The 17,535-nt window shown below is 37.5% G+C and carries 13 protein-coding genes; all 13 read left to right on the forward strand.

Going from position 1 to position 17,535, the window contains the following annotated elements:
* Positions 1–104: 104 nt before the first annotated feature.
* Entirely contained in the window at positions 105–362 is a 258-nt protein-coding gene (locus M992_RS09895) for a PAAR domain-containing protein (RefSeq protein ID WP_053908380.1), read from the forward strand.
* A gap of 21 nt (positions 363–383) precedes the next feature.
* Entirely contained in the window at positions 384–1,466 is a 1,083-nt protein-coding gene (locus M992_RS09900; RefSeq protein WP_053908382.1) for a hypothetical protein, read from the forward strand.
* A 1-nt stretch (position 1,467) separates the two neighbouring features.
* Complete coding sequence (locus M992_RS09905) at positions 1,468–4,824, forward strand: ImcF-related family protein (RefSeq protein WP_053908384.1); 3,357 nt, start codon at positions 1,468–1,470, stop codon at positions 4,822–4,824.
* A gap of 20 nt (positions 4,825–4,844) precedes the next feature.
* Positions 4,845–6,464: a type VI secretion system protein TssA gene (gene tssA, locus M992_RS09910; protein ID WP_053908386.1), complete on the forward strand. Its 1,620-nt coding sequence runs from the start codon at positions 4,845–4,847 to the stop codon at positions 6,462–6,464.
* Between the two features lie 24 nt (positions 6,465–6,488).
* On the forward strand, positions 6,489–8,252 hold the full coding sequence (gene tssF, locus M992_RS09915; RefSeq protein WP_053908388.1) for a type VI secretion system baseplate subunit TssF: 1,764 nt from the start codon (positions 6,489–6,491) through the stop codon (positions 8,250–8,252).
* On the forward strand, positions 8,216–9,307 hold the full coding sequence (tssG, locus tag M992_RS09920) for a type VI secretion system baseplate subunit TssG (protein WP_053908390.1): 1,092 nt from the start codon (positions 8,216–8,218) through the stop codon (positions 9,305–9,307). Before tssF ends, tssG begins: the two co-directional genes overlap by 37 nt.
* A gap of 16 nt (positions 9,308–9,323) precedes the next feature.
* Positions 9,324–9,866: a type VI secretion system lipoprotein TssJ gene (tssJ, locus tag M992_RS09925; RefSeq protein WP_053908392.1), complete on the forward strand. Its 543-nt coding sequence runs from the start codon at positions 9,324–9,326 to the stop codon at positions 9,864–9,866.
* Positions 9,866–10,294, forward strand: a complete 429-nt coding sequence (gene tssE, locus M992_RS09930) for a type VI secretion system baseplate subunit TssE (RefSeq protein WP_047257340.1) — start codon at positions 9,866–9,868, stop codon at positions 10,292–10,294. Before tssJ ends, tssE begins: the two co-directional genes overlap by 1 nt.
* A gap of 35 nt (positions 10,295–10,329) precedes the next feature.
* Positions 10,330–11,694: a VasL domain-containing protein gene (locus tag M992_RS09935; RefSeq protein WP_053908394.1), complete on the forward strand. Its 1,365-nt coding sequence runs from the start codon at positions 10,330–10,332 to the stop codon at positions 11,692–11,694.
* A gap of 1,087 nt (positions 11,695–12,781) precedes the next feature.
* Positions 12,782–13,309: a fimbrial protein gene (locus M992_RS09940; RefSeq protein WP_053908396.1), complete on the forward strand. Its 528-nt coding sequence runs from the start codon at positions 12,782–12,784 to the stop codon at positions 13,307–13,309.
* Between the two features lie 49 nt (positions 13,310–13,358).
* Positions 13,359–14,033 carry a fimbrial biogenesis chaperone gene (locus M992_RS09945; protein WP_053908398.1) on the forward strand — a complete coding sequence of 225 codons (675 nt, stop codon included), beginning with the start codon at positions 13,359–13,361 and terminating at the stop codon, positions 14,031–14,033.
* 3 nt (positions 14,034–14,036) lie between these two features.
* Positions 14,037–16,556, forward strand: coding sequence for a fimbria/pilus outer membrane usher protein (locus M992_RS09950; protein WP_053908400.1), 2,520 nt, complete (start codon positions 14,037–14,039; stop codon positions 16,554–16,556).
* Positions 16,553–17,515 carry a fimbrial protein gene (locus tag M992_RS09955; protein WP_053908402.1) on the forward strand — a complete coding sequence of 321 codons (963 nt, stop codon included), beginning with the start codon at positions 16,553–16,555 and terminating at the stop codon, positions 17,513–17,515. Before M992_RS09950 ends, M992_RS09955 begins: the two co-directional genes overlap by 4 nt.
* The last annotated feature ends 20 nt before the right edge of the window (positions 17,516–17,535 follow it).

Here is a 17,535-nt window from a genome sequence, read left to right on the forward strand (position 1 = left end):
TAATAAATAAAAAACATAGTTTCTCATAATCTACTTCTTCATTAAAATGTACGCTTCTAGTTCCACTGAAAATATTCACTTTACTTCTAATAAATAGGTTTATTATGAAAGGATTTGTCTGTCTTGGTGACAAAAATACTCATGGAGGCCATGTGCTCTCGGCTTCATCCACGATGTACATTGATGATAAACAAGTTGCACTCGTTGGGGATCTTATTTCCTGCCCTAAACACGGAAATAACACCATTATAGAAGGGGCTGATTCCGCTTTTGATAATGGTATTGCCATTGTAGTGGATCAGTGCCTATGTGCATGTGGGTGTCGGGTGATCAGCTCGGAGCCCACAATTCATACAAAATAAGCAGACAAGGATATCGAATCAATGTATTGGAAGATCCCCTCTATCCCAAATAAAACCCCCATAAAAAAACCTAACTATAAAATTATATTTATCTTTTTTGTAACGATTATTACTGCAATTTATACTTATAGTGTCACATTATCAGCCGAGCAAAGAATACAGTTATTTTTTATTACATTCCCCATTATCGCTCTCCTCTTTTTTACATGTATCAGTTTTTTATACGTTCGTTACCAACATTCCGTGATCACCTGCCACAACTGGGAAAAAGAGAAAGAAATTACAAAAAACGAATGGCAAGCATGGTGTCAATCTTCCATAACCTCTATCGCGAATGTTATCTATACCCCTGATAAAGACGGTACTGATGTATTTTTGCAAAAAGCTGAAGCTGTTCCGATGTTTCCAGATAAACCTCGTCGTTTATTCAATAATATACAATTAGATCAAAATTTAATTGTGGCAATCGATGGGCAACTTGAAAGACAGTGTCCAAATTATCGATTCTATCTCTCTAAAATATATATCTTCGATAGCAATAATAGTAATGAAAATTTAATTTATGAAAATTGGCAGATAAAGCCTATTAAATCACCTCGCTATCAAGATGTTTTTTCTATCTATGACGATATCGAACAAAGTGATACATTTTTAATTATAACTATCCAATCTAAAGCAGAATATAGCGAATTTATTTCAGCTCAATTATTTTCAACAAACAGTAAAGTCATAAGTTTAAATAATGCACGTATAAAAGTAGAACGAATAATGGAAATAGATATTCAAAACATAGATGATGAAATAATAAAATATATTGATTACAGCGGAATATCAAAAAAAAATAAATTTCAGACCTGGATAACAGATAACAAACAAGATTTAGTGGATAAACTTCTAATTACTTACACCGAAAAAAATATTGAGTTTGATAAGCATAATCCTATTTATTCTTTAGCATTATCGTATTCAATACCTCATTCTAATGCATTTTTAACGTATCTTTCACTCGTATCAGAAATATCATCAAAAACAGAAACAGACCAAGTTCTTATTCACCCAAATCCTTATGGTGCCAGTTACGCGGTTTACATTCGTAGGTCTTAATATGAAAAATAAAATATCCGCAAGCTTTCCTCGCGGGAAGCTATTTGTGATTTTTTTAGTCTTATTTATTAGTTTATCAATCGTTTTATATGTAACTTATCAATATAAACCATTTGATTTAAAACCATTCTATATCGGAATACCGACACTAAGTGTGATTGCATTATTAAGTATTTATTTTTATCCTATAAAAAATAAATTTTCACAAAAGCAACAACAAAAAGAATTTAAGCCACAGACTAGCTCGGTGGTTTTAAATATTAAAACTAATAATTTTAGTCTATTGTGTGATGAGATTATTCAATTACTGCGTCGTCAATATGGTACATTCTGGCATTCCAAAGTCTCCATTCAGTTGCTCATTGGTTCCCACTCTGCGGTCGAAAAACTGGCTCCGAATCTTACCCAGGAAATCTGGCAGGAGTGTGATGGCACCTTGCTTATTTATGGCGGAGATATTGGCAGAAATTCAATGGATGCATCGGTAGATACTGAGCGACTGGATACCCTAAAACAACTGCGTCGCCGTCGTCCTCTGGACGGGATTATTTGGGTAACCGAAAATAACGTATCCTCTGTTCCGCTGGATAATCGTATTGGATTTATTAACTTAAATACCGCCACAGCAGATATCGCAGGACGCTATTTACATCACTTATTCCAAGCACTCGGCTGGCGTGCTCCCGTGTGGATGTGGAGTGTAAGTGACAATAAGGCGATTGCTGCTGATAATATGCCTTCCGTGCTGTGTCTCACTGAACCTAATATCTCACCAGATACCCTCTCACCTACTTTATTAACCTTATTATCTGGATTAAATACTCAAGGCACACAGGCATTATTGCAGCATCCCGAACACACTTATTTATTGACACTAGCCCAATATTTGAAATCGGGCGGTAGCGAACAACTGGCGGCGACATTAACACCGCTATTTTCAAGGACTCGTGCGCTACCTATTGCAGGCATAGCATTTAGTACACCTGTAATTACCGTGGGAAATCAACGTGTTAATCACAGTTGGCAACCCGATAGCCGGTGGCATAGTTGGCTTAGTATCCAAGCTGAATTAGCCCCTGAGCTAAAACCCGCCGCTTTAGGCCTTAATAGTAAACGTGTATTGCAATACTCTACGGCTACGATAATGGCGTTATGGGGAATTGGAATGATCACTGCTTATATCGCCAATCGTCAGCTTATTAATCAAAGTATGCACAATGCCCAAGTTGCTATTAATCCGCAACTATCTGAATCTGAAAGATTAAATGCACAATATAACTTTCAACAAATCTTAGGGCTGTTGGATCACCGAGAGCATACTTACGTTCCATTATGGCTACGTTTTGGGCTTAATCAGAATAATGCGTTATTGGCACAACTGTGGCCTGTATATCAACAATCGTTGTTGCCCTTGCTGCGAGACAATCTCCTTCAAGAATTAACCCAGCAATTACAGGCATTCGCCCAGCTTCCGCCTGAGAGTACTGAACGTGCTGAAGCTTCTCCTCGAGCCTATCAAGCACTCAAAGCCTACTTAATGATGAGTACTCCCGAGCGTATGGATCCGCGCTTTTTTATTGATGCTACCTTGGGTAATAACCCTCAACAGACCGGAGAGTGGCAAACCTTAGGCAGAGAACTACTGATGTTTTATGCCCAGCAATTACCTCAACATCCAGCGTGGGCAATAACACCTAATCGTTCTTTAATCAACAGTAGTCGCACGTTGCTTATTCGCCAAATTGGTCAACGCAGCGGTGAATCGGCGATGTATCAAAAAATTCTTCAACAAGCTAAATATAACTATGCAGATTTAACCTTAAATGAAATGGTTGCAGAGACTGATGTTAACTTTCTGTTCAGTACGGAGCAGTTTATTCCGGGGATTTTTACCCGCAAAGCATGGGAAGAATCGATTGAACCTGCAATAAAACAAGCAGTTGAAGCACGTCGTGATGAAATCGATTGGGTCTTAAGTGATAGTCAAAAAAGTATAGATAGCGAGATCTCACCGGAACAATTGAAGCAACGTTTAACTGACCGTTATTTTTCCGATTTTTCGGGCAGTTGGCTTAACTTTCTCAATAGTTTGCAATGGCGAAAAACGGAGAATTTATCCGACACTATTGATCAATTAACTTTAATGAGTGATGTTCGCCAATCTCCGGTTATTGCATTAATGAATACTTTGTCATATCAAGGCAAAACAGGCCGGCAACAAGAAAAGCTAACTGATTCCTTTGTTAATTCAGCGAAGGAGCTGATTAATAAAGAGAAAAAACCCACTATCAGCCAAAAAGCTGAGTTTACCGGTCCTCTTGAGGATGTTTTTGGCCCAATTTTAAATTTCACTGATCCACAATCTAGCACCGCAAACAACGATAATTTAAGTTTACAGACTTACTTAACGCGTGTGACTCGTGTGCGTTTAAAACTGCAACAAGTGATGAATGCCCCAGATCCTCAAGCTATGTCCCAAGCGTTGGCGCAAAGCGTATTTGAAGGGAAAACGGTAGATCTTTCTGAAACACGGGATTATGGCAGCCTGATTGCCGCAAGTCTCGGTCAAGAGTGGCATAGTTTTGGTGAAACACTGTTAGTCGAGCCGATGACCCAAGCTTGGCAGCAATTATTAATGCCGACCGCTGAAGGTATTAATAACGAATGGCAAAATGCTATTGTCAATGAATGGAACAGTGCATTTGGTGGTCGCTATCCCTTTAAAAATACACAAAGTGAAGTCTCTTTACCGTTGATGGCGCAATATCTACGCCCTGATAACGGACGTATTCAACGCTTCTTAGAGACACGTTTGCAAGGTGTTTTACGTAAAGAAGGCAATCGTTGGGTACCTAACAGTACTCACTCTCAAGGATTACGCTTTAATCCAGAGTTTTTAACCGCGCTCGATACTCTTAGCACTCTCGGTGATATCGCCTTTGCCAACGGTGAAGCTCGGCTGTATTTTGAAATGCGCCCCGCGACCAGTAAAAATGTCATGCAAACTATTTTAGTTATTGATAAACAAAAGCTAATTTACGATAACCAATCTCCTGAGTGGCAACGCTTTGTGTGGCCTGCTGATACTATTGCATCAGGCGCATCCCTAAGTTGGATGACCACCACTTCTGGCACTCGGCTCTACGCCGATTATCGCGGAGTCTGGGGGATTATTCGCCTATTAGAATCTGCCACTCTGGCCCCTTATGCCGGAAGCACCAGCAGCTATACTGTATCGTGGCAAACATTCGGGGGGAATACACTGTCATACGTGTTACGTACTGAAGTAGGTAACGGCCCATTAGCGCTCTTAAAACTGCGTAATTTTGTTTTACCTAAAAAAATCTTTTTAGACTAGCGTGTGAAGGATATTGAGCTATGCCCGTATTAACCGCACTACGAACATCGTGTTTTACCGATCATCCCCAAGATGAAAAATCCATTGCTCAACAACAAATTGCTCTTTGGGAGCGTTGGTTATTGCCAATCACGCCTGATTCTCCCGTCGGAGAAGATCCCGGATATGATGATGATTTTGAGCGCATGCGTGAAGAAGTTAATAAACTGTCTGGGGCAGATACTGAACTCATATGTTCACTTGCCGAGAAATTACTCACCACCGTCTGTAAAGATGTTCGGGTGGTTACTTATTATATTTGGGCGCGATTACATAAAGAGGGAGAAGCGGGCTTAGCTGACTCACTGGGTTTGCTCGCAGGTTTTCTAAGTCACTATCACGATACATTATTACCGGCTCGTCCGAACAGTCGAAAATCTGCATTAGAATGGTTAGCGGGTCAACGAGTATTAGATAGCTTGTCACTTTACCCTGAAGTTGATCACAAGGAATTTTCACGTATTGTGGCACTGTTGGGGATAATTGTAGACGAATTCACTACATGGGAAGAAAACTGTCGCCCTCAAATTTCTCCCTTATTACGGGCACTTGAAAAACGATTAGCTCAGTCAGGGGGCGCAAACAGTGTTGTACCTCAAAATATCAAAGCATCTGATCTCAAAAATGTCTCCTCCACATCCATATTATCGACAAGCCAAAGCTCAATTTCACCCATTCAATCAGGCCGTGAGCTTCTTGATCAAGCTAAAGTGTTAGCGGGCTATTTACGCAATCAACCCAACGGTTGGTTAGCCGGGCATAGATTAATGAAATCAGTACGTTGGGACACGATACATCAATCTCCTCCACAAAATCAACATGGATGTACTCGCCTCACGCCTCCTCGAACAGAAGCTCGAGCACAGCTTAAACGTTTATACTTACAGCAAAGTTGGTTAGAGCTAACCGAACAAGCTGATCGTCTATTTGCTGAAGGAGTTAATCACTTTTGGCTTGATGTGCAGTGGTATTTATACCAAGCGCTGAGTAAATCTCCTTCACCTTGGGATGGCTGGGCCGCCGTTATTGCCTCAGATTTAAAACAGTTTCTTACTCGTTTACCTGGGCTGGAAACACTGGCTTGGGAAGATGGAACGCCTTTCGCTGACGAAGTCACATTAGCGTGGATCAAGCAACATATTTTTGAGGAAAATACCTCAGGACTGCATGACTTACCTTTTCATCAAACTTCGCCCGCAGATGAAGAGTCTATTTTCGCGCTTGAGCAAGAAGCTTTAGTGCAAGCAGATAATGAGGGCATTGATACAGCAATTGCTTGGTTAATTAATCGACCTGAAGTTCGTCACCCTCGTCAAAAATGGTTATTACAGCTGGTCATCGCCCGTGTTGCTGAACAGTTTTCTCGCCACGACTTTGCGCTTAATTTTTTACAAGATTTAGATGAAAAAGCCCGCCACATGCCTTTATCTGACTGGGAGCCGAACTTTATATTTGAAATAAAGGCACGCCAGCTACATTTACTCCGTAATAAAGCCCAGCGGAATACAGCAGATAAAAGCGGCTTACATTTACAAATGAAAAATTTACTGGCAGAACTCACACGATTAGACCCTGTAAGAGCCCTCGTATTATATCCTTAATACTTACCGAATAGAGAATAACGAATGGATGATTTAACGCTACGTTACTATGACGCAGAAATGCGCTACCTACGAGAGGCGGCGAAGGAATTCGCTCAGGCCCATCCTGACCGTGCTGCGCTACTAGACTTAGATAAAGCGGGCATTCCTGATCCGTTTGTTGAACGGCTATTTGAAGGGTTTGCTTTTTCCATGGGGCAACTGCGCCAAAAAATTGATGATGATCTGCCTGAATTAACGGAAGGACTCGTCAGTTTATTATGGCCCCACTATCTACAAACGATCCCTTCTTTGTCGATTGTTGAGTTATCCCCTAATATTGAACAATTGAAAGTGCGTAGCGTAATTCCAGCGCATTTTGAAGTATTATCACGCCCTATTGGCCCCAAAAAAACAGTGTGTCGTTACCGCACAACGCGCAATCTCACATTAGATCCCATTAAATTATCTGGTGTTAATTTAACCACTGAACCTGATGGGCGCTCGACACTTCGGCTTACCTTTCAATGCAGTGAAATGATTGATTGGTCACAAGTCCCATTAACCGCTCTATCGTTCTATTTAGCGGGTGATATTCCTACAACGTATGCATTACACCTCGCTCTAACAAAGAATATTGCCGCAACCTATTTAAAGCTTCCATCAGCTTCTGAACGTATTGCCTTGCCGCTGTGGTTTTCACCTGGAGGGTTTAGTGAGCAAGACAGCTTATGGCCAAAAGGAGGAACAACCTTCAGTGGTTATCAACTATTACTGGAATATTTTACTTTTCGAGAGAAATTCTTATTCGTCAATTTACACGGCTTAGGCGATGTTCACTTTCCAGAAAATACACGCCAATTTGAACTCGATATTGTACTTAATACCCAATGGGATGATGATTTAGCGCTCAATACTGACAATATAAAATTACACTGTGTTCCGGTGATTAATCTATTCAACGTAGAGGCTGATCCACTTACTGTTAATGGATTAGAAAGCGAATATCTATTACGCCCTCGCCGTTTACAAGATGGCCATACAGAAATTTATTCAGTTGATAATGTTCAAGGTTCAAGACGTAACCAAAAAATTAACTATGTACCTTTTACCAGTTTTCGTCATCGGGGGGGAATGCTACGCCATAATGCCCCGGAGCATTATTATCATACTCGGGTCAAACGAGGAGTATCAGGGCTGCATGACACGTGGCTTATTTTAGGCGGAGAAGATAATCACCTTGATGAAGCACTTGAAAGCCAAACTTTATCACTTCAATTGACGGGAACAAACGGGCAACTTCCTCGCAAATCTTTACAAGGTACTTTGTTAGATAGAACCGAGCAAACACTTCAATTTTCGTTAACTGTACGTAATTTATGCAAGCCAACATTACCGAGTTACCCTCCGGTAGAAGATCGCTTTCATTGGCGAGTTCTAAGTCACTTAGGCGCCAGTTTTTTGAATATGATGGACAATGCAGAAGTCCTACGCGGTACATTGGCACTGTATGACTGGCGTGATGACGATATGAATAAACGCCAATTAGATGCTATCCAACATGTCGAACACCAACTTATAGAGCGCTTTGAGAAAGGTTTTTTACAGCGAGGTATTGCGATTAATATTACCTTAGACAGCCAAGGCTTTAATGGTGAAGGCGATATTCATCTCTTTGGTGAAATGCTCAATCGTTTCTTTGAACTCTATACCGATGTTCACTTATTTAATCAACTTACATTATTTATTTTGCCCACTGGAAAATGCCTACAATGGACCGAAAATCAATCTCCTCAACGACTGCGGTAATTGAAGCTCTGGGAGAGAAACTGCCTTCAATTAATTTTTATCGTTTTTGCCAATTGATTGAACAAGCTCATAAAACACACTCCCCATTAGGCAGCACGCAAAGCCCGCAAGCAGATCCTATTCGCTTTCGTCCGCACCGTGGAATGGGGTTTCCAGTAACTGAAATCAAAGGGATCGATAAAGACCATCGCTACCGACAAAGTACAATCCCCAATATTCGTACTACTTTTTTAGGTTTATACGGTGTTACCTCCCCTTTACCGACAACCTATCTCGATGATATCGCTCAACACCGTGACGGCACTGATGCACTCACTGATTTTTTGGATATTTTCAATCATCGACTGACTACCCAATTTTATCGTATTTGGCGTAAATATTCTTATCCAGCGACATTTGAAACTGGAGGTATCGACGACACCTCAAAATATTTATATGGACTAATCGGTTTAGGGATCCCCGGCAGTGCAAATCAGGTACAAACTCCTCTCTCTCGTTTTTTGGCACTTTTAGGAACTATGCGTTTACCAACGCGTACAGCCGAGGGAGTCATATCGCTAATTCAGTTATTAGCACCGAATACTACAGCAACTGTATCCCCCTATGATCCGCGAAGAATTGAACAAAAAAATGTCACCACATTATCATGTAAACAACCTATTAGCCTAAAAAATAAGCCCGTATTGGGCCAATACGCGACAGATGTTAATAGTCAAATTTTGATAAAACTTCATACCCAAGATAGTGACGAAGCGCGAGGATGGCTACCGGATGGAAGTATTTATCAAGACTTAATGGCATTATTACATGTTTACTTAGGCGCTAGAGTTAATGCTCGCCTAAGTTTAACGCTTCCTCGAAACTTACTATCGGATGCGACGCTAAGGACCAAATCATCTCTAGGCGTTCAGCTTGGACGTACAGCTGTGATGAAAATACAATCCCCCATTAATCCAACCATAGCCGATATCACGATTAGTTTAGGACATTATCAGCGACTGCCAGCCCATCAACAACATCAGCAACATAATCAATATGCTAACTATCGATTCTAATGCAAAGAGCGACCAGATGAAAAAAAATCACTTTTTAACCTTAACCGGTATCCTATTGCTGGTAACGACAACGTTTAATTTAACCGGATGTGGGCTAACCCAAATCGTCAGTGATGGAACTAGCAATGTGGCAAAATCTATTTTCTATAAGCAGATCAAAGTTGTTCATTTAGATTTTACTGCTCGCGATGCCTTGAATACCGATGATAATGGACTGCCCTTATCAACGATAGTTCGCATTTATCAATTAAAAAATATCGATAATTTTAATTATAGTGATTATTCCACGTTATTCGCTAACGATAACGAAGCCTTAAAAAGCGAATTAGTGGCACAAAAAGATATCCGTATTCGACCTGGAGAATCAATCTCTGTTGATATGCCGATGGAAGAAGATACTAAATTTGTGGCTATCGCGGCTATGTTCCATACTCCTGATTTGATTACAAATGATTGGCGCGTCGTGATCCCGAAAAAACAATTACTCTCAGAGACTCCCCGTCACCTCGTCCTTACCGAACATAAGATAACGTTAAGTCCAATAGAGGGCCTAAAATAATGAGCCAACCCTCTCTTTATGAAATGCTAACAGGTTATTTTTCTGGTGGCTTACCTATTGATTCTGTAGATGAAAGTGATCAAGTTATTATTTCTGTAATGGAGAATATTCGTCGTATTTTAAATTCTAGGGCGGGGAGTATTCAACATCTCCCTGATTATGGATTACCGGATATGAGCTTACTCATCCAAGGCCTTCCAGGGACAGCCCATAATATGATGAATATTTTATCTGCTACTCTCTTAAAATATGAGCCACGGATTAAATCACTTTCTCTTGTTTTACTCCCTCAAAATACCTTCGGTGAGCTACGTTACGCCCTTGATATTGAACTTCATGAAGAAGGCCTTATTCGTTATGGCACAGAGTTTATCCCTGATGGACGCATTTTGCTTCACCATTTAAAAAAGCAATTCAATCAAATTTAGCCTACAAATAGACTTATTAACTTTTCGAGATAACTATGAATTCTGATTTAATGACTTTAAACGTGGGAGGCGACCCTCGTTCCTTTAGCGATTTTGCAGCCTTAAAAGAAGAACTGAATAAACGTTTTCACCCTGCTCGCCCAGATATTGACTGGGCAAGAGCCCACGGATTATGCCTCTCTTTGTTCAATCAAAATGGGGCAGATCTGCAAACTGTCGCATGGTTTACTCTGATTCGACAACATCAAGCAGGGATGAATGGATTAAACGAAGGATTATCCTTACTAGAACGCTTAATTAGCCAACACTGGCAAGCCCTTTGGCCGTTACAAACCCACGCGCGAATTGAGATTTTATCGGCTTTGAGTCAGCAATTAATTTCGGGGTTGCGAGGCAATACGCCTGTTTATAGTGATTTACCCTATTTATATCAGGCTGAATCTATACTCGATAAAATCAGCCAGCAATTACAATTATTAGAATTAAAACATTTATCTAATCTTGAGCGGCTACATAATTTATTAGTCAGCCAAATTAGAAATTTAGAAAGCTGCGATACACCGCATTCTAATTTTACTCCTTCACCGCATATCACTAAAACGACTAAAACGGTTGCCAATACATTTCACACACAAATTACGGAGCCTACTGTATCAATCAAAACCACTTTATCATCAAATACTCAAAAGCAGACTTTATCGGATAAACGCAGTCAACCTTCCTATCGCCGAGGAATAGGTATTGGTTTTCTGATAGGGATTTTAATCACCAGTGTCTGCTGTGTGATCCTGCTGTATAGCCTATCGACATCGAAAAAGAGCAATGAATTAGTTCAAATATTACCGGCTCTTCCCCAATTTACGCCTAGCATCGCCTCACAGTTAACCCAACAGCTAAAATATAACCACGCCCAAGCTGATTCATTTCCCAATGATAAGTTGAAAGTTATTGATAATTATCTTAGTGAATTAGATGCAATATCGCCTATTTGGGCGCAACAATATGGACTGGAAACAATAAATTACCTGTCCACTCAATTTTCAGAGTCACCTGAAATAAGGCTATTTAATGACAAGTGGCAACAAAATATGCAAATTAATGCCGTATCTGAAAAGCAACTCACACAATGGAACCAAGGGATGGAACAATTAAATAATCTGAGTATACGATTAGACAATTTAGACGGTAAGCCGCGCAGCTACATTACCGGCTCTGAGCTAAAAACGATTATTTTTAATGCTCGGCAGCATTTTAATCAAGGTTTACCGCTTGAGGAAGAGTTGCGTAGGTTGGAGGCTTTGCAGTTAAACGGCATTGTGCCTGAATCAGAATATCTACGAATAGATAATCATTTTAAACAATTACTTAATCGCTACGCGTTGATCAAGCAAAATAAATAATACTTTGTCACATTATAAATTGCCCCTAACGATTTTTATAATTCGCTATTTATTTTTAATTTAAAACGCTTTTAGATCAGGCTGGTGCAATATCAAATCGACGACTTAATTTAATTGGTGTGCCATAAATATTAGAGGAAACACTATCAGTCAGAATAAGAAAAAAACTATTCGATATTATTTACTCTCATGCTGAGTTATTCCCATAATTTTCTTATCCGGAATTATGGGATCAAGCTTAAAACATAAAGATAATGGTGCTTTTGTTTGAAGAATACGCAGTAATCTAGCATTATCGGCAGGGATGCACTAATTTGATTTTTTCTTCAGGAAAGTATTATCGTCAATTATTACACCCTATCACTATGAAAATTTAAGCTTTTATCGACCTAACTTAGCCATAAAGAAGCTGCAACTTTTGTACGCTATAGTCTTTCCATTCACTCATGCGCCCTCCTCTTACTCAACTCAATAGTATCGTTTTTATTTATACGTTTTATCATTTAGCACTTTAATCGTGGGGCTATATTCCATTCTTAAAGCCCCTCTTTTGATTAAAAACTTAGCACTTAAATAACATGGAAAGCTTTGAGATGTCCATAATATTATCGGTGTTGGCATAGGGTATAAATAGCATACAATAGTATGTTGTAACTAAATGTGGTATCAATAAGATAGTCAGCTGAAAATTATTTATCCCTGATTATTTATTTTAATTAAATACACACCAATATAATAAAACCTCTGTTATTATTATATTTTTATTTATAATTAAAGTCATTAATATAAAATCCAATAGAAAGATATTCATCTTAAATCATGAAAACTTATATATAAATTATAATAACGTCATGATTATAATTTATAACATAAATCCAATAATTGAATTTAAAAGTAAAATTTAATTTAGAATACCTTAAACTAAACTAAACTAAATTTATTTAAAAACAATTTTATTTAATTATAGTTAAATATCATTGACTAAGTAAATAGCTATCTAGTAGCTCGTTAAATAATCTTGTCTATTGTTAGATAATAGATTATAACTGATTGGAACCTATCTATCCCTTAGAGAAAATAATAAATAATGAAAAAATATACTTTATGTGTGTTCTCAGCACTATTAATTAATAGTTTTACTACTCATGCTTCAGATGACCAAATTAGATTTACGGGTTCTATTATACCTAACTCATGTAATGTAGATACTAACTACGTAAATCAAATTATTAGTTTAGGTAAAGTTCCTATCACTACATTTAATGGAATTAATACTACCTCCTCAGCAACTCCTTTCAGTATTAAATTAAAAAACTGCCCAACTGAATATAAAAAGATACAGATTAAATTTGATGGGCGCAGAGATAAAACTAATAATGCATTATTGGGATTAAACCCTTCTAGCGGAGGACAAGCAGCCACAGGAGTTGCTATTGGGATTTATAATCAAAGTAGCTTACAGTTGTTACCGTTAAACCAAGAAATGGAACAACATACAATTAATAAACAACAAGAAATTGAAGTCCGTTTTATTGCTAAGTATATTGCCACAGGAGCAACTATTATCCCTGGAAATGCAAATTCATTAATCCATTTTAATGTTATTTATGATTAACTAAGGATATTCAAGGGAAACGATGTTTCCCTTACTATAGGGATATTAAATGAAAATTAACCTAATAATATTACTGTTCATTTCATTTTATTCAGCAGCAGGAATAATAGTAAGTGGCACACGTTTTATTTATTCCGAAAATGATGATGAGTTATCCTTAAGTATAGATAATTTATCCTCTGAAACATTATATTTAGTTCAATCATGGATTGAGGATGATAAAAATGTAAAAACAACTCAATTTATTCTTACTCCACCACTATTTAAGTCTTATCCTAATAGTAAAAATAAAGTTAGGATAATAAGATTATCGCAACAATTACCTCAAGATAAAGAAATATTATTTTGGTTACATGTGAAATCATTACCTGCATATGAAGATATTGGACAAAATAATTTACATATCATTGTTAAGTCTAGTTTTAAATTAATTTATCGTCCCAGTCATTTAAATGAAATAGCTATAAATGCCGCAGAAAAAATCCTATTCTCACTAAAAGGAAATCAATTGACTGCATATAATCCAACGGCAGTTTATATTACTTTTAGAGATTTATATATTAATCAGCAAGAAATCATGACACCAGGTATGCTCTCTCCTTTTAGCCAGAAAAATTGGACCATAGAAAATCAACCTAAGGTTATTCTATCTTGGTCTGCTCTTAACGATTATGGTGGTAAAACACCCGAGCAAACTCAAACTATTATTAATGATATAACCTGATAGATGAAAAAATTAATTATAATACTATTATTGATTCTATCTTTTAATTTATGGGGAAAATCCTATAATTTTAATCTTGATGCATTAGAAAATATCGATGATACCCAGATTGATATACGTTTATTATCAGAAGATAATAGCGTGCCTGCGGGTGAATATCTGATTGATATATACGTTAATGAAAAACATATTGGTAAGAATAATATATTATTTATTCTGAATAATAATATTCTCACACCACAATTCACACGATCACAGCTTCAACAATTGGGATTACAATCCTTTATAATTGAGCAGTTAACCTCCTCTAAAAGAGATAGGCCTCACTATAATTTGTTAACTCTTATTCCTTATAGTATTTTTTCTTTTTCGGTAGAAAATTTATCTTTGCAATTGACTATCCCACAAATTAACTTAGCAAAAAAGACAACTGATATTATTGATGAAAGTCAGTGGGATAATGGTGTAAATGTCTTTTTTAGTGATTATTATCTGAGTGGTAACAATAGATTAAATGGTAATCAAACTAACAATCATTATTTCGTCTCACTTAATAATGGCATTAATCTGTCCGCTTGGCGGTTTAGGCAAACCAGCACTTATGATCAAGATTATCACCAATGGCAAAATACTCGTTTTACGTTCAGTCGATCTATCCCTAAAATAAAGAGCCAATTAGTATTGGGCAAACAATATCTACGGGCTGATTTTATTACTTCATTTAATTTTGAAGGACTAAGCCTGTATAACGAAGATAATTTATATACTCAACAAGATAGAGAGTATGCTCCAGTAATTTATGAGATAGCTAAAACAGCCGCCCAAGTTACTGTTCGACAACAAGGGAATATTATTTATCAAACTACGGTTCCTGCTGGACCATTTATTATTGATGATCTGCATCCCTTCTCTACCCAAGGTGTACTCGAGGTTACTATTCAAGAAAATAACCAGATAGTCCGAAAAATTGAATATCGTTTTTCTTCTCTTACCCCAATGCTAAGAAAAGGACAATTTCGATTTTCTAGTAATATGGGCCGCTATTCTTTATCCACAACTGAGTCCTCATTAACTATACAGCCAAATAAATTATTTTTTATACACGCTCAGTTCGCCTCAGGATTAACTAATCATTTTACTGGATATAGCGATGTATTAATCTCCCAGCAATATCAATCTATTTTATTAGGTAGTTCTTTTTCACTATATCCTTTCGGTGCTGTCTCAAGCGATATTACACAGCATTACAGCCAAAACAAACTGGCTTTAACCTTTCATCTTGAATATCGTGCCACACTGCCAATAATAGGCAGTGACATCAATTTAAGTGGCTATTGGTTTACTCGGCCTTCACTTACAGGTTTTACAACCTTTATTGATAGTTCGATTAATAATGAACAAAAACAAGGATTATTACGATTTAATATTAATCAGCCACTATTTACATTAGGTCTATTAAATTTATCACTGAGTTATTACTCTTATCCTGATAGCGCTAAAAATAACCAATTAATTAATCTGAGCTATTCGTCCTCATGGAATAATATTTATTACTCTGTGCATTATACAGCAGGATATGCAGCAGAACGTAATGAACAGGAACGTATTTTAGCGTTTAATTTTATGCTGCCATTAGCTAAATTGTTGCCTCAAGGGTATTCAGATTACACTTACTTAAATCATGATTATTTTAATAATAGTAATGTAAGTTACCGCAATCAATTTTCAGGTAATGGGAAACAGAGCCATCAAATGATGATTAACGGCTATATCAATCAGAATAACAGCCTGAATTATAGTTATCAGCAAGATCATCAAATCAATCCTCAATCTGAACATCTCATCGATAACCAAGGATCGCTTCAATATACCCATGAAAATTATATTTTAAATGCGGGATATGGCTATGGAAATAATCAACATCGTATTAACTACAGTCTCAAAGGGGCTATGATTGCCCATACTTCAGGAATATATTTCACTCCCCAACTCGGTGAAACTTCCGCACTTATAAACATACCCACTATTAAAGGTATAGCTCTAGATAATCAGGTTCATACAAAAACTGATTATAACGGCCATGCCGTAGTCAGTCATTTACAACCTTACAGGCTTAATTATCTATCATTGGATACGAGTACTTTTCCTGTATCAGTTGAAATTCCTGATAACAATAAATATGTTATTCCAACCAAAGGGGCTTTTGTGAAAGTCAATTATACGGTTTATCAAGGGAATAAAATTTTTTTCAGCCTTAAACAATCGAATAAAAAATCAATCCCTTTTGGCGCATCAGCGAGTGCAATTGTTTTAGTCGAAAATAAGCCACCTCGATTAATTAATGGGATAGTTGATGAACTTGGCCAATTATATCTCAGTGGCATGCCTAACCAAGGCAAGGTTACTATAAATTGGGGAGCTAAAAATCAGCAATCTTGTATTTTTACCTATAAATTACCTAGCATTAAAAATAATCAGCTTATTTATACCATTACTGAAATTTGTCAGAGTCAGTCAGAATGAAAATATCAATCATTCTATTATTAAGCTGCTTTCTAGCTTATATCCCCGGAGTATTATCAGCATCCTGTCAATATATGGCGCCCCAATCCCCTGCGATCACCACAGTCTCATTTGGGCAATTAATTATAGCCGCTGATTTACCTATCGGCAGTATTATTCATCAGCAGGATTTTAATTCCCAAGGTCCTTCGGCCTTAGTCGCAATATGTGATGCACCGCAAGCCGTCAGCTGGGGAAACAGTCAATTTAATCGTTTATCTACAGGGGATAATTCTACTTATGATAGTGGAATAGCAGGAATTGGAATTAGATTTATGTTTAATAAACAGGCGAATATTACCGCATCATTGCCTTATCTGGATAATCATCTCTCACGCTGTAAAAAAAGAATTCACGCTTTTGCTTATTGTATCAATAGTTTTAAAACTCTCACTATCCAATTAATTAAAACAGCCTCTAACACAGGATCAGGGAAAATAGCTGATATTCAGCTGATAGACGCTTCGATTAATCATCTTAGCGTCATACGCTATCAATTATCAAATACCCGGATTATTAGTCCAAGCTGTATTTTATCACCCAATCATATTAACGTAAGAATGGGCAAAGTTAATGCACGTTATTTTAACGGTATAGGTAGTTATTCGCCGGCGTTATCATTTAAGCTTTCGCTACAATGTTCTAACATTAATTCTTTATCATTAATCTTTCGTGGTAATAGAGCCTCGGATAGTACTATTTTTGAGCTTAATAGGCACCATCATCGCGCTGAGGGGATCGGTTTAGTTATTAACCATCAAGGAAAACGGATTAATATTAATCAAGCGGTGAGAATTAACCGGTTAGCAGACACCTTATTACATAGCGAATATTTTAGCGCACAATATATACAATACGCCCCAGTAACTAAACCAGGGCGGGCTAATTTAACCGTTACGTTGCAATTACTTTATCCATAACCGTTGCTGTATTAATTACT

It is taken from the genome of Moellerella wisconsensis ATCC 35017, assembly GCF_001294465.1.
GTDB lineage: Bacteria > Pseudomonadota > Gammaproteobacteria > Enterobacterales > Enterobacteriaceae > Moellerella > Moellerella wisconsensis.